Origin of the sequence: Pontibacter ruber (assembly GCF_023630205.1) — a bacterium.
Lineage (GTDB): Bacteria > Bacteroidota > Bacteroidia > Cytophagales > Hymenobacteraceae > Pontibacter > Pontibacter ruber.
On record NZ_JALPRR010000001.1, the window covers coordinates 667,319 to 682,824 of the forward strand.

15 protein-coding genes and 4 tRNA genes are annotated in these 15,506 nt (G+C 48.1%); 6 read left to right on the forward strand and 13 right to left on the reverse strand.

The genetic code is table 11. The annotated features are described in order from the left end of the window. Positions 1-8: 8 nt before the first annotated feature. From rplK to MJ611_RS02935, 9 genes are all read right to left on the reverse strand, one after another. Positions 9-452, reverse strand: a complete 444-nt coding sequence (gene rplK, locus MJ611_RS02895; RefSeq protein ID WP_250427905.1) for a 50S ribosomal protein L11 — start codon at positions 450-452, stop codon at positions 9-11. A gap of 10 nt (positions 453-462) precedes the next feature. Beyond that, entirely contained in the window at positions 463-1,020 is a 558-nt protein-coding gene (gene nusG / locus MJ611_RS02900) for a transcription termination/antitermination protein NusG (RefSeq protein ID WP_250427906.1), read from the reverse strand. Positions 1,021-1,030: 10 nt separating this feature from the next. Further along, positions 1,031-1,222: a preprotein translocase subunit SecE gene (gene secE, locus MJ611_RS02905; RefSeq protein ID WP_250427907.1), complete on the reverse strand. Its 192-nt coding sequence runs from the start codon at positions 1,220-1,222 to the stop codon at positions 1,031-1,033. Positions 1,223-1,250: 28 nt separating this feature from the next. Further along, positions 1,251-1,323, reverse strand: a tRNA-Trp gene (locus tag MJ611_RS02910). A 105-nt stretch (positions 1,324-1,428) separates the two neighbouring features. Then, positions 1,429-2,616 (reverse strand): elongation factor Tu, encoded by a 1,188-nt coding sequence (tuf, locus tag MJ611_RS02915; RefSeq protein WP_250427908.1) that lies wholly within the window; start codon positions 2,614-2,616, stop codon positions 1,429-1,431. A gap of 68 nt (positions 2,617-2,684) precedes the next feature. Beyond that, positions 2,685-2,756 (reverse strand) — tRNA-Thr (locus MJ611_RS02920). A gap of 109 nt (positions 2,757-2,865) precedes the next feature. Further along, a tRNA-Gly gene (locus tag MJ611_RS02925) sits at positions 2,866-2,938 on the reverse strand. A gap of 37 nt (positions 2,939-2,975) precedes the next feature. Further along, positions 2,976-3,059: transfer RNA gene (locus MJ611_RS02930), tRNA-Tyr, on the reverse strand. A gap of 152 nt (positions 3,060-3,211) precedes the next feature. Continuing rightward, positions 3,212-5,764: a M1 family aminopeptidase gene (locus MJ611_RS02935; RefSeq protein ID WP_250427909.1), complete on the reverse strand. Its 2,553-nt coding sequence runs from the start codon at positions 5,762-5,764 to the stop codon at positions 3,212-3,214. A gap of 86 nt (positions 5,765-5,850) precedes the next feature. Between MJ611_RS02935 and MJ611_RS02940 the strand changes: the two genes are divergently transcribed. The 3 genes from MJ611_RS02940 to frr all read left to right on the forward strand — a co-directional run bounded on the left by MJ611_RS02940 (position 5,851) and on the right by frr (position 7,835). Next, a complete protein-coding gene (locus MJ611_RS02940; RefSeq protein WP_250427910.1) occupies positions 5,851-6,348 on the forward strand; it encodes an acetyl-CoA carboxylase biotin carboxyl carrier protein subunit in 498 nt (165 codons plus the stop codon). 79 nt (positions 6,349-6,427) lie between these two features. Then, positions 6,428-7,210 carry a UMP kinase gene (pyrH, locus tag MJ611_RS02945; RefSeq protein WP_250427912.1) on the forward strand — a complete coding sequence of 261 codons (783 nt, stop codon included), beginning with the start codon at positions 6,428-6,430 and terminating at the stop codon, positions 7,208-7,210. Positions 7,211-7,271: 61 nt separating this feature from the next. Further along, the gene (gene frr, locus MJ611_RS02950) at positions 7,272-7,835 is read left to right on the forward strand and encodes a ribosome recycling factor (RefSeq protein WP_250427913.1); all 564 of its coding nucleotides are present in this window, start codon (positions 7,272-7,274) and stop codon (positions 7,833-7,835) included. Between the two features lie 137 nt (positions 7,836-7,972). Here the strand turns inward: frr and nadD are convergent, their stop codons facing one another. Genes nadD through MJ611_RS02970 form a run of 4 tightly spaced genes read right to left on the reverse strand, consistent with a single transcriptional unit; the run spans position 7,973 to position 10,035 of the window. Next, a complete protein-coding gene (nadD, locus tag MJ611_RS02955) occupies positions 7,973-8,545 on the reverse strand; it encodes a nicotinate (nicotinamide) nucleotide adenylyltransferase (RefSeq protein ID WP_250427914.1) in 573 nt (190 codons plus the stop codon). After that, the gene (gmk, locus tag MJ611_RS02960) at positions 8,542-9,126 is read right to left on the reverse strand and encodes a guanylate kinase (RefSeq protein WP_250427915.1); all 585 of its coding nucleotides are present in this window, start codon (positions 9,124-9,126) and stop codon (positions 8,542-8,544) included. The genes nadD and gmk overlap by 4 nt, the downstream gene beginning before the upstream one ends. A gap of 6 nt (positions 9,127-9,132) precedes the next feature. After that, complete coding sequence (locus tag MJ611_RS02965; protein WP_250427916.1) at positions 9,133-9,414, reverse strand: anti-sigma factor family protein; 282 nt, start codon at positions 9,412-9,414, stop codon at positions 9,133-9,135. 24 nt (positions 9,415-9,438) lie between these two features. Then, positions 9,439-10,035 (reverse strand): sigma-70 family RNA polymerase sigma factor, encoded by a 597-nt coding sequence (locus MJ611_RS02970; RefSeq protein ID WP_250427917.1) that lies wholly within the window; start codon positions 10,033-10,035, stop codon positions 9,439-9,441. A 475-nt stretch (positions 10,036-10,510) separates the two neighbouring features. Between MJ611_RS02970 and MJ611_RS02975 the strand changes: the two genes are divergently transcribed. The 3 genes from MJ611_RS02975 to MJ611_RS02985 all read left to right on the forward strand — a co-directional run bounded on the left by MJ611_RS02975 (position 10,511) and on the right by MJ611_RS02985 (position 15,495). Further along, a complete protein-coding gene (locus MJ611_RS02975) occupies positions 10,511-11,272 on the forward strand; it encodes a glycosyltransferase family 2 protein (protein ID WP_250427918.1) in 762 nt (253 codons plus the stop codon). A 3-nt stretch (positions 11,273-11,275) separates the two neighbouring features. Next, positions 11,276-12,370, forward strand: a complete 1,095-nt coding sequence (locus MJ611_RS02980; RefSeq protein ID WP_250427919.1) for a glycosyltransferase family 4 protein — start codon at positions 11,276-11,278, stop codon at positions 12,368-12,370. Between the two features lie 149 nt (positions 12,371-12,519). Next, the gene (locus MJ611_RS02985) at positions 12,520-15,495 is read left to right on the forward strand and encodes a ligand-binding sensor domain-containing protein (protein ID WP_250427920.1); all 2,976 of its coding nucleotides are present in this window, start codon (positions 12,520-12,522) and stop codon (positions 15,493-15,495) included. Positions 15,496-15,506 lie beyond the last annotated feature (11 nt).

Consider the following 15,506-nt stretch of genomic DNA (forward strand, 5'->3'; position numbering starts at 1 on the left):
AACTCTAATTATTCGTTCCACGGAGCGTTACCTGTCACAGTGATACCCATACTTCTTGCAGTTCCGGCAACCATTCTCATAGCTGACTCCAGTTTAAACGCATTAAGGTCTGGCATCTTTGTTTCGGCAATTGCTCTTACCTGATCCCATGTTACCGAACCGACTTTGTTACGGTTTGGCTCTTTTGAACCGCCCTTGATTTTAGCAGCATCCATTAACAATACCGGAGCAGGAGGAGTTTTAATTACAAAGTCAAAAGACTTGTCTGCATAGATTGTAATCAATACTGGTAACACTTGTCCTGGCTTATCCTGGGTTCTAGCGTTAAACTGCTTACAGAACTCCATAATGTTAAGACCTTTAGAACCAAGTGCAGGTCCAATCGGTGGCGACGGATTCGCAGCACCTCCCTTTACCTGAAGTTTCAGGTAACCTTTTATTTCTTTTGCCATTATTTATTTACTACGATTCTTTTTCTACTTGCATGTAATTCAGCTCAACCGGTGTATTTCTTCCGAATATCTTCACCATAACGTTAAGCTTCTTACGCTCTTCAAACACCTCCTCAACAGTGCCGGAGAACCCACTGAACGGACCATCCATTACTTTTACTGTTTCTCCAACCAGGAATGGTGTTTCCAAAACTTCTGCCTGCTCTTCTGCTTCGTCTACAGTACCCAGTATCCTGTTTACTTCAGACTGGCGCAGAGGCACAGGCTTCTTGTTTATCCCACCCTCGTTAGAACCAAGGAAGCCAATTACACCTGGCGTACTGATGATCACGTGCTCTGCTTCTCCGTGAGAAAGATCAGCATGAACCAATACATACCCTGGAAAAAAGTTTCTTTCGCGGATCTTCTTCTTACCTCCTCTCATTTCGTATACCTTTTCTGCTGGTATAAGAACCTGAGGAATATATTCTTCCAGGTGTTGTCTTACTATTTCATTCTCCAGATAAGACTTAGCTTTCTTCTCCTGGCCGCTAACAGCGCGAACTACATACCACTTTAAATCAGCCATTGCTTCTTATTTAAAATTGGTTGTAGAACCAAGACAAAGTAGAGTCAAATGCAAAATCCATTGCTCCTACTACCAGTGCAAAAATCAAAGAGCCAATTAGTACCAACACAGAACTATTCTGCAATTCAGAATAACTTGGCCATGAGACTTTATTCCTCATTTCCTCTACTGTCTCGTCTATATAGCCTTTAACCTTGCTCATTGCTTCACTTATCTGATTGTTTTACTTGCACGGGTGGAGAGACTCGAACTCCCAGCCAATGGTTTTGGAGACCACTACTCTACCAATTGAGCTACACCCGTAAAAAAATGCACTTCATTTATGAAATGGAGTGCAAATTTATTTATTTCTTTTTTAAAAACAAACCCGTCTCTAAAAAACTTCTTAGAAACGGGTTTGTAGTATAATTAGTCTATGATTTCAGTTACCTGACCAGCACCTACTGTTCTACCACCCTCACGGATAGCGAAACGTAGACCTTTCTCCATTGCTACTTTGTTGATCAGCTTCACAGTGATTGTGATGTTATCACCTGGCATAACCATTTCTACACCTTCTGGAAGTACGATCTCACCTGTAACGTCTGTAGTTCTGAAGTAGAACTGTGGACGGTATTTGTTAAAGAATGGAGTGTGACGACCACCTTCTTCTTTAGAAAGAACGTAAACCTCTGCTTTGAACTCAGTGTGAGGCTTAACAGAACCTGGCTTACAGATAACCATACCACGACGGATATCAGTTTTCTCAATACCACGAAGAAGTAGACCTACGTTGTCACCGGCTTCACCTCTGTCAAGGATTTTACGGAACATCTCAACACCAGTAACTACTGACTTAAGGTTCTCAGCACCCATACCAAGGATTTCAACCTGCTCTCCAGAGTTGATTACACCACGCTCGATACGGCCAGTAGCAACTGTACCACGACCAGTAATAGAGAACACGTCTTCAACTGGCATCAGGAATGGAAGGTCAACCAGACGAGCAGGGATTGGAATCCAGCTATCAACTGCATCCATCAGCTCCTCGATTGTCTTCACCCACTTCTCGTCGCCATTCAGACCACCAAGAGCTGAACCCTGGATTACTGGAATGTTATCGCCATCGAATTCGTAGAAAGAAAGCAGTTCACGGATTTCCATTTCAACAAGCTCAAGAAGCTCTGGGTCATCCACCATGTCCACTTTGTTCATGAACACAACTAGCTGAGGAACACCTACCTGACGGGCAAGAAGGATGTGCTCACGAGTTTGTGGCATTGGACCGTCAGTAGCAGCCACCACAAGGATAGCACCGTCCATCTGAGCAGCACCTGTAACCATGTTCTTCACGTAGTCAGCGTGACCTGGGCAGTCAACGTGTGCATAGTGACGGTTTTCAGTTGCATATTCTACGTGTGAAGTATTGATAGTAATACCTCTTTCTTTTTCTTCAGGAGCGTTATCGATTGAAGAGAAGTCGCGTAGTGCAGCCAGACCTTTTTTAGCCAATACTGTAGTAATGGCAGCAGTCAGGGTTGTTTTGCCGTGGTCAACGTGACCGATAGTACCGATGTTTACGTGCGGTTTGGAACGGTCAAATGTTTCTTTAGCCATTGTATGATATTAAATTAAGGTTAAAACGTTTAATTCTTGTTGCGTTTTCTTACACGTAACGGACTTTGAGCCAACGATGGGAATTGAACCCACGACCCCTTCCTTACCAAGGAAGTACTCTACCCCTGAGCTACGTCGGCTTATTCCTTCAGAACAATACAGAATTGAGTTTATACTAAAAAGGAAATCCATCTGCATGAAATTCCTTTAGATTAAAACCCGTAAGTCCTACTGTACATTTTGCAATTGAGCGGGAGACGAGATTCGAACTCGCGGCCTATAGCTTGGAAGGCTATCGCTCTACCAACTGAGCTACTCCCGCTTCAAATAGTATTACTAAACCATAATGGTTTAAAAAGTGGGGAGAGCAGGATTCGAACCTGCGAAGTCATTACAACAACGGAGTTACAGTCCGTCCCATTTGGCCGCTCTGGAATCTCCCCAAACTCTTATTTCTGTTAACTACTTTAACAGCCTTAGCACTTAATTTTTGAACTTCTCAGCCCCTGTTCGTTCTAAGGAGATGCAAAATTAAGCGCTTTTTTATTAGAGTCAAATATTCCGGAAAAAAAATCTTCTTTTTTTTCGTTTGCCCTTATGGCAGCTGGTTATAGAGCTCCAGCAAACGCTTGTCTTTCTCGTTCCGTTTGATCTCACTCAGTAGTTCTTTTACCTCCGGGCGCTCCGACATTACCATCAGTGCCTGGTATGCTGAAAGCCTGACATAGTACAAGTTATGATTCTGAGCTATGTCCGATAGTAGTGCTATAACCTCTGATGTATTGGTGTTGCTGTTACCCGCCAGGTAGGCTGCATAGCTCTGCAGCAGGTAGTACAACGCACCTCCTTTACTTTGTTTTACTTTTTGCATGAACCAGTCGTATTTCTCCTGCCCGCTTTGCACCGCATAGAAAGTTGCCAGCGCGAGTACGATCTCTTCGTTGTTCTCATTCTCAAATTTCTGCAGCCGCTCTTTTACATCAGGCGCACCCGTACCGGCATAGGCCATGATACCAGCTGCCGCTGCTTTGTAGGAACTATCCTGCATAGCCTGCTCAAACAGCGGCTTATACTTCTCCCCTCCCCAGCTGGCAAGCGTCATGATCGCTTCTGCCCGTACCGAACCTTTTTTATCCTGCCGGGCCATGCGTGCTACCTGCTCCTGCACACCAGCTGCTTCATATTGCTTTAGCTTTCCTACAGCACCCAATGCTGCACTGCGCAATGCCCAGAACTCTTCTTTCATGGCTGCCTGCATCAGTTTCAGTACTTCCGGATCCTGCACCTTCTCGGTGAGCTTGGCAACGGCCTCATACTTTGCCCCGAAGCTTTTTGCATTATAGTATTGATAAACCAGCTCCGCATCGGCTTTTGTGTGCTCTACTGTACCAAGCAACTGCTGCTCTGCGTCGAAAAGCACGGCCTGCGGCTGCGAAGTTACCGGGAAGGTGAACGTCTGCTCTGCTTTTGTAACCTCTATCGGGAATTCGCTGCGCTTTCCGTTTGCCCACACTGCCACCTTCAGCGGCAGGCGATAGACAGGCGCATAGGCGGTGTCCTGCACTTGGCTTACCTGCAGGCTCAGTTGGCCATTCTGGTAAGTATGGGCTACTTTCAGCTCGGGGTGGCCGGCCTTCATGAACCATTGGTCAAAAAACCACATCAGGTCCTGCCCTGTCACATCCTCAAAGGCCATGCGCAGCTCTGCTACTTCCACATCCGACAGCTTATTGCGGGTCAGGTAACGGTTAAGGGAAGTATAAAAAGCGTCATCGCCTACGAGCTTACGCAGCATGTGCAGCACGCGGCCGCCTTTTGCATACGAATGGCTGTCGAACATATCTTCCCTGTCACCATAGTGATAGCGGATCAGCGGCTCGCGCTTTGTCTCTGCTTCATCCAGGTATTGGCTTAGCTCGTCCATCTGCAGATAAGCGGCTTCGTCAGCGCCATACTTGTGCTCTGCCCACAGGTATTCCGAGTAGTTGGCAAAGGCTTCGTTCAGCGGCAGGTTAGCCCACGATTCAGTGGTCACGTAATCGCCGAACCAGTGGTGGAACAGCTCGTGGGCAATGATGTTGTCCCAGTTTTTATCCAGCAGTTCGCGCTTGTTCAGCTGCAGGTCTTCCATGAAGGTAGAGGCCGTGGTATTTTCCATGGCACCCGACACGAAATCTCGGACTACAACCTGTGAGTATTTAGAAGGCCACGGGTAATCTACTCCCAGCTTTTTAGAGAAGAACTCCATCATGTCCGGCGTATGACCGAAGATGTCTTTTGCCGTGTTTTTATAAGCCGGCTCCACATAGTAGCTTACTTCCAAGTCCCGCCACTTGTCTTTCACTACTGCAAATTCGCCTATGGCCATCATAGCCAAGTAGGGTGCGTGCGGCACTTCCATCTTCCAGTAGTCGGTCTTGGTACCATCGGCGTTCTGGCGGGAATAAACAAAAGTACCATTCGAAAGTGTGGTATACTTCTTATCTACCGTGATGTAGATTTCCTGCGTCATGCGCTCGTTTGGCGCATCGATCGTCGGGAACCAGGCAGAGTTTGCCTCTGTCTCGCCTTGTGTCCAGATCTGGCGTGGTTTGTCTTTGTCGGTGCCGAGCGGATTGATAAAGTATAAGCCTTTGTCTTGGGTGATGGCTTCGCTCCCGCCGGACGGCAGTTCGTTCGGCTTGGCAGTATAGTCGATCTCGATCGTATACTTGTCGTTGCGGGTATAAGACTTGCCCAGGTCGATGGTCAGTTTGAGGCTGTCATAAGTGTACTTGAGCGGCGTTCCATCATTGCCTTTCATGAGGTGTATCCCGTGAATGTCGAAGCCTTTCGCATCCAGTACCAGCTTGTTCTGCGGGTAGAAATATGGTTTAAGCGTGAGCTCGGCCAGGCCTTTAAGCTGCTGTTTTTCCCAGTCAAAGCTTACGCGCAGTTTTGTATGCAACAAATCATGCTCCCTGGTTCGGGAGGGATTGAACGCATGTTTCTTAGGCGCCCACTCCGGCACCTGTTTGGCTTCAGGTGTGGTTTTGGCCTCGCCCACGGGTTGCTCTTTTGTACCAACAGCACCCTTGTTTGCACTACAACCGCCTGTAAAGGCCATTGCGGCCGCCAGGCCTACAACACTCAAAAACCTATGATTCATGATGGAATGTTTTAATTTTGAGGGTAATTTCTAAAAATACTCTGATAAATCAATTATCTTTAAGCTTCAAAACCAGATTTACGAAGATGCTCCAGGTAAAAACCGCTGACGACAAAACATGGCAGGTTGACATACAGAAAGATGCTATACTTTTAAACGGAACACCTTTCAACTGGGACATCGCCCCGATAGGCCCCAACACCTACCACATTATCAAAGACAGCAAGTCGTATACGGCAGAACTGGTGGAAGCCAACTACCAGGATAAAACTTTCACTTTCAAAATTAATGGCGTAAAGCAAACGGTTAGCGTGAAAGACCGCTTTGACCTGCTGCTCGACAAACTCGGCATGAGCAATGCCAACGCCCAGAAGGTGAACGACGTAAAGGCTCCCATGCCTGGGCTTATACTTGAGATAAAGGTGCAACCAGGACAGGAGGTGAAAAAGGGCGACCCGATCATGATCCTGGAAGCCATGAAAATGGAAAACATCCTCAAAGCGCCGGGCGATGGCGTGGTGAAGGAAATAAAGGTGGCCGTAAAGCAGAACGTAGAAAAGAACCAGGTTTTGATCCTATTTTAGATTTTTTGTGTTGCCGAATGGGCAGCACCAACTGCCCGTCTGAAACACTGGTATCCATAAACTATACAAACTAAATCGCGTGAAGTATAAAAGAATATTGCTGAAGCTTAGCGGAGAGGCGCTGATGGGAGATCAGCAGTACGGCATCGACTCGAACAGACTGATGCAGTACGCGCAGGAGATCAAGGAAGTGTCTCAACTTGGAGTAGAGGTTGCAGTTGTGATCGGAGGCGGTAACATATTCAGAGGGGTGCAGGCAGAAAAAGTTGGTCTGGATCGAGTGCAGGGGGATTATATGGGTATGCTGGCTACGGTTATCAACAGCATGGCCCTGCAGAGTGCACTCGAGAAATTGGGTGTGTATACGCGACTGCTTTCCGGTATCAACATTCAGCAGGTGTGCGAGCCTTACATCCGCCGCCGTGCTGTACGTCACCTGGAGAAAGGCCGTGTGGTAATTTTCGGTGCCGGTACCGGTAATCCATATTTTACTACTGATTCGGCAGCCAGCTTACGTGCTATCGAGATAGAGGCCGATGTGGTGCTGAAGGGTACCCGCGTGGATGGCATTTACTCTGCTGACCCGGAGAAGGACCCGAATGCTGTTTTCTATTCCAACATTTCCTTTAAAGATGTGTTTGAAAAAGGCCTGAACGTGATGGATATGACGGCTTTTACCCTTTGCAAGGAAAACGGCCTGCCGATCATTGTATTCGACATGAACACATCCGGTAACCTGAAGCGCCTGGTGCAGGGAGAAAGAATAGGTACACTGGTAAGTATGGAAGATATTGCTGAGCCCCTGAAAGAAACTGTTGACAGCCTTGAGGCAGCAGAAAGGCAAAAGAACATCAATAAATAGTAACCAAGATTATAGTATAAAGAGTAAAGTTCAAGCAGAACCTTATTAAGCTAAAAGTGATATGACGGAAGAAATTCAGTTTTACCTCAGCGAAGCAGAGGAGTCTATGCAAAAAGCGGTGCAGCACACCAATTCAGAGCTAACAAAGATCAGAGCTGGCAAAGCTTCTCCTGCTATGGTTGAGGACCTTCGTGTAGATTATTACGGATCCCCTACTCCTATCTCGCAGGTAGCCAACATCGCTGTGCCGGACGCACGCACCCTGCTGATCAAGCCATGGGAAAAAAACATGCTGGGCGAAATCAATAAAGCAATCAAGAACAGCGATCTGAACCTGAACCCGCTGCAGGAAGCTGATTCCATTCGCCTGAACATTCCGCCATTGACAGAAGAGCGCCGCCGCGACCTGGTAAAGCAGGTGAAGCATGAAACGGAAGCCGGCAAAGTGGCCATCCGTAACATCCGTAAAGATGTAAACGACTCCCTGAGAAAGCTGCAGAAAGAAGGTACTTCCGAAGATGCCGTACGCGATGCAGAAGCCAAAGTACAGAAGCTGACCGATGCCCACATCGTAAAGATCGATGAGCTGCTGACGAAGAAAGAGGCTGAGATCATGACGATCTAAGTTCGTATCTCGAAGCACGTATCAAGATACACGATAACAGAAAAGCCCTTCGATCAAGATCGAAGGGCTTTTCTGTTATACATTCAGGTCATTTACCTGGTCATGATACGAATATCGTGCTACATAATACAAAAAACCTACTGGTACAGTTTGTGCACCCGGATATAATCGGCCACCTCATCGGGTACCAGGTACTTTATACTTTTCTCCTGCCGTAAGCAATCACGGATAAAAGTAGCCGAGATATCAAGTATGGGCGCTTTAACAAACGACACGTTGGGCATACCGATAAGCTCGGTTGTTAGGGAGCCGGAGCGGGGGTATACGTATACTTTGTGGTACTCCAGAATGCTTTCGTAGTTTTTCCACTTTGGAAAGCCTGCCAGGTTATCCTCTCCCATGATCAGCACAAATTCATAACTCGGGTATTTCTCCTGCAGGTATGTCAGCGTGTCAATCGTGTAGCTTGGTTTGGGCATGTTAAACTCGATGTTCGACACACCTAGGTTCGGGTTATCTGCTATCGCCAGCGACACCATGTGCAGCCTGTCGAACTCGTGCAGGAGCGTGTTGCTGGGTTTAAACGGGTTCTGCGGCGACACAACCAGCCACACCGCATCCAGGTCGGTGTTGGTGGCCATGAAGTTTGCCAGGATCAGGTGCCCGATGTGGATGGGGTTAAAGGAGCCAAACAGCAGCCCTACCTTCATACAATAGCAGGTTCAGCATTCAGGAACTCTTCAACCAGCTTTTCCGCTTTGCTGCAAGCCTCCTGCAGGTTGTCGTTCACGATCACTTCGTCAAACTGATCTTCAAACTTCATCTCGAATTCCGCCTTAAACACGCGGCTGGATATGCTGGAAGCAGAATCGGTAGCGCGGGCCGTAAGGCGCTTGGCCAGCTCCTCTACGGAAGGCGGCTTAACGAAAATGGCAAGTGCTCTTTCTTTGTAAAAATGCTTTATACTTAATCCCCCTTTAACGTCTACATCCAGGATGGCATGCTTACCACTTTCCCAGATGCGCTCGATCTCTGACTTTAAAGTGCCGTAAAAGGCGCCTTCGTATACTTCTTCCCACTCCACGAACTCGTCGTTCTCGATCTTCTGCTTGAAATCTTCCGGGGTGATGAAGTAGTAATCTTTGCCGTTTTCTTCGGTGCGTCCGCGTTTGTCGCGGGTACAAGCCGAAATAGAGAACGCAAGATTAGGATTTACCTGTAACAGGTGTTTAACAATAGTAGTTTTACCGGCTCCGGATGGAGCCGAGAATATGATGATTTTACCTTGCATCAGGGGTTACGCTGTTTCTTGAATCCGGGCTTTAATGGACAACGCCAGACTTTCGGGCACAATAACGCGCTTTAAATGGCCGCTTACAAGATTTTTAAGGAGTTTTTGCTTTTGATGGCTCTCAAAACAGGGAGCGCAATCTTCGATATGGGTGGTAAAAAAGGATTGTTCCTCAGCAGAGGCCTCTCCATCAATAATCAGATCCAGTAAATGGGCAGTCTTGTCACAATCTGATTCGTGACCCTCCTCCGACGTTTTTTGATACGCTTCTGTAAATTTCGATTCCATCTTAGCTCAAACTCTATATATTTTCTAACTGTTATTATAGCCCATGCTTTTGGCATAGTTCTCCAACTTCTCTTTCAAGGAATTTCGGGCACGGTGCAATCTGGATCGTACTGTGCCGATCGGGATATCCAGAATCTTAGCCATCTCCTCGTACGTGAACCCTTCCAGGTCGCAAAGGATAATGACGGTTCTGAAATCGACCGGCAGCGCATTGAGTGCACTCGCCACTTCATCTCCTATCAGGTCCTGCACACTCTCGGTGCGAAGATCGGTTGTGGTAGCCACGCCACCCTCGCCCTCCACATCATCCGAATTGTAGTACCCTTCCACTTCGCTGTAGTCCACCTTGGCGGGCTGCTTGCTCTTTTTCCGGAATTCGTTGATGAAGGAGTTCTTCAGGATTCGGAACAGCCATGCTTTTGCATTAGTTCCTTGTTCAAAATAATCAAAAAAGCGGTAAGCCTTAAGATATGTTTCCTGTACAAGGTCATTCGCGTCGTCTTCGTCCAGAGTGAGCCTGTAGGCAAAGTTGTACAGAGGGTCCAACACAGGCAGCAACTCGGCTTCGAACCGGGCGTCTTTTTCCTCCTTACTCATTTGTTTACCTGTTTGCTCGCTCATTTGACTTGATTTTGTACTTTTATAAAGTCAGTTAACCGCGTATAATACGCAAATATAGAAATTTTACTTACATACCTATCTTGCCTCATTTGGGTTGCAACACCACACCGCTATGTGCCTGCAAATGGCCATGCTGCGGCAGATTTGGGTTAGCGGATATGTCAGCGCCTATACAAACCAACTCCTTATACGTTGCGACCGCATACTAATCTGGGATTAGAAAATATTTCACGCATTTTGGTAGTACTGTGGTGCTTACCGCTTTGTTGTGGTTCTCTGCTTCTTTTTGATTGTCCCTGTTTTTAAGACCTTTTCTAGTCGCTCATCACCCTCCAATTTATTTCACAGGCTGTTCCTGCGCCCTCCCCCTCTTTTGCTATACTTAGCTCTCCCAAGCACATTTTCAAAGTTTTACAAGGTTGCGGTAGTATAGCCAGGAATGTTGTACTTTTGGCACAGATTTCTGCCTATACTTATGCACGGAATAACAGCCATCATCATCTGTAAAAACGAATCGGAGAACATAGCAGCGGCGCTGGAAACGGTGCTGTGGGCTGACGAGGTGCTTGTTGTAGACTCCTACAGCACAGATGATACGCTGGATATTGCCGCCAGATACCCGATTAAAATTCTACAGCGCGTTTTTGACAACTACTCCCGCCAGCGGAACTGGGCTACCGAGCAGGCTGCCAACAATTGGGTGCTGATGCTGGATGCCGACGAACGCGTTACAGAAGAGCTCGCACATGAAATCCGGAAGTTGCTGCAGGCAACACCTGCCCACCAGGCATACAAAATATTTCGCCGGAATTACTTTATGGGGCAGCAGGTGCGCTTCAGCGGCTGGCAGAACGACGGCGTCGTAAGGCTCTTTGACCGGACACACTGCCGCTACTCTGACAAAAACGTGCACGAAGAACTGGTGGTAACCGGCGCAACCGGTACTCTACAGCATAAGATCCTGCACTATACTTACAAAAACCTGCCGCACTACCTTGACAAGTGGAACAAGTATAGCTGGCTTTCGGCACAGGATAAGGCGAAGAAAACAAAGCAGGTAACCCTCTTCCATTTGGCGGTAAAACCGTGGGCGCGCTTCATGCGGCAGTACTTTCTGAAACTGGGCATACTGGACGGGCGTGTAGGGTTTGTGATCGCGTACCTGGCGGCCAGCAGCGTTTTTATGCGCTACCTGAAGATCTGGCGCCTGCAGGAAGAAAACTATAAACTGGATTAGGCCATGCGGGTACTGCATTTGGTATCGGAGAAAACCTGGCGCGGAGGCGAACAGCAGGTAGCTTACCTGATAGAAGAGCTTCTGAAGCAGGGCGTGCAGTGTTTTGTAGCCTGCCGCCGTCGTACGCCTTTCCACGATTACTGCCTCCGGCAGAACATACCGCATGTTGCACTTGCCTTTGCCAACGAGTTTGATTTTGGCACGGCCTGGCAGGTAAAAAAGTACGCAGAGCAACAGCAGGTAGATGTAGTGCACGTACACAGCGCGCATGCCCATGCCATCAGTATCTGGGCTTACATACTGGGCAACCACCGCCCGATCATACTTAGCCGCCGCGTTGATTTCCCGGTTAAACAGAATTTCCTCTCGCAGTTCAAGTATAACCATCCTGGTATAGCGCGGGTGGTCTGCGTTTCGGATAAGATAAAAGAGGTGGTTTCGCAGAGCCTGAAGCAGCCGGAGAAGTGCGTAACTGTGTACAGCGGTGTGGACATGAGCCGCTTCGCGCACAGCCGCAACACCGGTAAACTGCACCGTGAGTTCACCCTTCCGCTGCACCTGCCCATCATAGGCAATGTATCCGCAATTGCCCCGCATAAAGACTACTTTACTTTTGTAGATACCGTAGAACTCCTGGTGCAGCAACACCTGCAGGCGCAGTTCTTTATCATCGGGGATGGGCCAGAGCGGGAACAGGTACAGGCTTATGTACAGCAGAAACAGCTGCAGAACCACATTACCTTTACAGGCTTCAGAAACGACATACCTGAAATATTGCCCGAACTGGATGTGATGCTGATCACTTCTGAAACCGAAGGCCTGGGCACCACCATTCTGGATGCATTTGCCTGCCAGGTGCCTGTGGTAGCAACGCAGGCGGGCGGCATACCCGAAATTGTAAAGGATGGCCACACCGGACTGCTGGCTCCCGTAAAACGCCCGGACCTGTTGGCCCAGAAAGTAATCCAAATACTCAGAGATGCTCCTTTGCGCGAGCGCCTGGTAAAAAAAGCAGCAAACCTGGCCCAACAATTCTCAAAAGAGAACACCGCTTTGCACACGCTGCAGGTATACCAGGAAGTAACAAACGGCAGGTAAAAGCACCAACTATACTTGCACTTATCTAATTTATAATATCCTATTTATAAGTAAGCCGTACTATCATTATAACGCGTTATCTAGTCACTGCCCCATCCTTTTTGTTTAGGAATCCTGTGGAGCAGTACCCGTAACTTATAATATAGCACATGCGAGTAGTTCTGCTTCTTTTTCTTCTGTTTGAGGGGACTTTATCGTACTCGCAGCAATACAATTTCCGGAGCTGGACGCTGGAACACGGCCTCCCGCAGTCGCAGGTAAACAGTCTGCTACTGGACCACAACGGGCAGCTCTGGCTTGCCACACTTGGGGGCGCAAGCCGCTTCGATGGCAATACATTTCACAATTACACCGACCGACAGGGCCTGGGCAGCAATAACACAAGCTACCTGTTTCAGGATAGCAAGCAATACATCTGGATAGGTACCTCAGACGCAGGCCTTACCCGCTACAACGGCCATACCACTGAAGTATACGCTGATAAGCAGGGCCTCACCGACAAAAACATCACTTGTATTTCGGAAGATAACAAGGGACGTCTGTGGGTAGCTACCGACAGCGGTGTATACTACCAGCAGCAAGACCTTTTCAAAAAATCAAGCCAATTGCCGGCGCAGGCATACAACAGCATTCTTTGTACTTCTGCAGGCACCGTCTGGAGTGGCAGCAAGCGCATGGGATTATACAAAACCGATCGCAGTGGAAGTATAAACTATACGACACAAAACAGCGAGCTCCCGCATAACACCATCACCACACTGTTCCAGGACAAAGCAGGTACTCTCTGGATCGGCACGGCCAACGGGCTGGCAAGGTATGATCAGGGGGTGTTTTACCCGGTACAGCTTCCTGCCTCCGTTACGGAAGCCCATGTAGCGGACATCGTGCAGGACAAGTATAAAAACATCTGGATAGGATTGCGCAAAGGTGGCTTACTGAAGTATGACGGAGAGCGCTTTGTACACCTTACCAAGCAAAACGGCCTCCGTACAAACAGCATTGCATCACTGGCTGCCGATAGCGAAGGCACGTTATGGATCGGAACGAATGGTCATGGCGTACAGCAGCACCGTAACCCCTGGTTCGTGCACTACTTTGAATTAGGCAAGCTTGAAGAACCCAAAATAACAGCACTTACTTCGGATAACAGGGGATACATCTGGTTTGGTACCGATGATAGCCAGGCAGGGTATTTGAAAAACGGGGAACCGGTATGGCTGCCAACTCAGAATTGGCCTGAAGGCACTACTATTAACAATATTTATACCTGGCAGGATAATAATGTATGGCTTTGCACAAGTAGCGGGGTGTGGAACATACAAAACAACAGGCAAAGGCACTATGGCCGCAAAGATGGCCTGCCGGCAGACGAAGTATACCACTGCCTGGTGGACTCAGGTGGCAGTGCCTGGTTTGCTACCGCACGCGGCCTGGTAAGATTTGCAGGCGGGAGATTCTCCACTATTCCTCTGGCATCTACAAATACAACCCTGAAAGCTTTATTTCTGCACCGCGATCGCAAGGGCGTTATGTGGGTCGGTACCGATAAGGGAATTTATACTTTAAGCGCCGGAAAACTTGGGCAACATCCGGTTCTTAGCCGCACGCCCTTCACACAGGTAACCACCATTGCCGAAGACAATAAAGGTACTTTATACTTTGGGGGCTTCAATAAAGGCGTGCTGATCTGGAACAGTTCCTGGAAAGAGCCGAAGCTGCTCGATAGCAACAGCGGGCTGCCGAACCAAGGCATCACGGGTTTGTATGTAGACAAGCATCAGCACCTGTGGATAGGCACCAGCCGGAATGTACTGAAAATGCCGCTCAGCTCTTTTTACAAGCAAGAGAAACCAGCTTTCAGAACCTATAACGCCAAGAGCGGCTTCAGAGGAATAGAGGTGAGCCCGAACGCCATTGCCGAAGCTGCGGATGGCACCATGTGGTTTGGCACAGCCAAAGGTGCAACAAACTATATACCTTCTCTGGACCAACAGAACCAGGTTTACCCAAAAATCATACTTACCGATGTGCTGCTGTTTATGAAGCACACCAATTGGGAGAAACTGGGCTATAAAACGGATAGTACTACCGGCCTTCCTGTTAAACCACAGCTGCCTCACAAGCAAAACCACATTACCATAGATTACCAAGGCATCTGTCTGACAGGACCGGAGCAGGTACGTTACAAGTACCGGCTTCTGGGTCTGGATGAAGAGTGGTCGCCTGTAACGGAGCAGTCTTTTGCCAGCTTCTCCAGCCTGGAGCCCGGCGATTACGAGTTCCAGCTACTGGCCTGCAACAACGATGGGCTCTGGATGCCCAAACCGCTTACCTATTCCTTTGCCATTGCCCCTCCTATCTGGCGGAACGAGTGGTTTGTTACACTCATGATGCTGGTGATAGCCGGCTCTTTTATCGGGGTGGTGCGCCTGCGGGAGCGTAACCTAGTAAAATTGAATACGCTGCTGGAGCGTAAGGTACACCACCGCACCCGCCTGCTGGAGGAAAAGAACAGAGAAAAAGAGATCCTGCTGAAAGAGATACACCACCGGGTAAAAAACAACCTGCAGATCGTGATCAGTTTGCTTAACCTGCAGGCCCGTCACCTGCAGGATCCTGTAGAACTGGATGTAATGCAGGCCATCCGGAGCAGGGTCCGCTCCATGGCCATCCTGCACGAGCAGCTTTACCACCAGCACGACCTGGCACACATCGACCTCGATGATTACTTCATGGGCATATGCGAGAGTTTGTATGCCTCTTATGGCCTTACGCAGGCGGATGTAAAACTGGAATTCCTGGTGCCCCCGGTTAAGGTAGACATTGACACGGCCATCACCTTAGGCCTTATTGTAAACGAACTGATATCCAACTCTTTTAAATATGCTTTTTCTGATAAAGGGAAAGGAGTATTACACCTGGAGTTAGTAAAGCAAAACGACAGGAGCTATGTGCTTACCATAAGCGACAATGGCCCGGGCATGCCTGCAGATATCGAACAGCGTAAGAACCAATCCTTTGGCTTAAAGCTTGTTACAACACTGAGCAAAAAATTGAGCGGCAATATTTATTACAATAATAATAATGGCACAAAATCAACATTATTTTTTGTTTTACCATCATAATTCGTAAATTC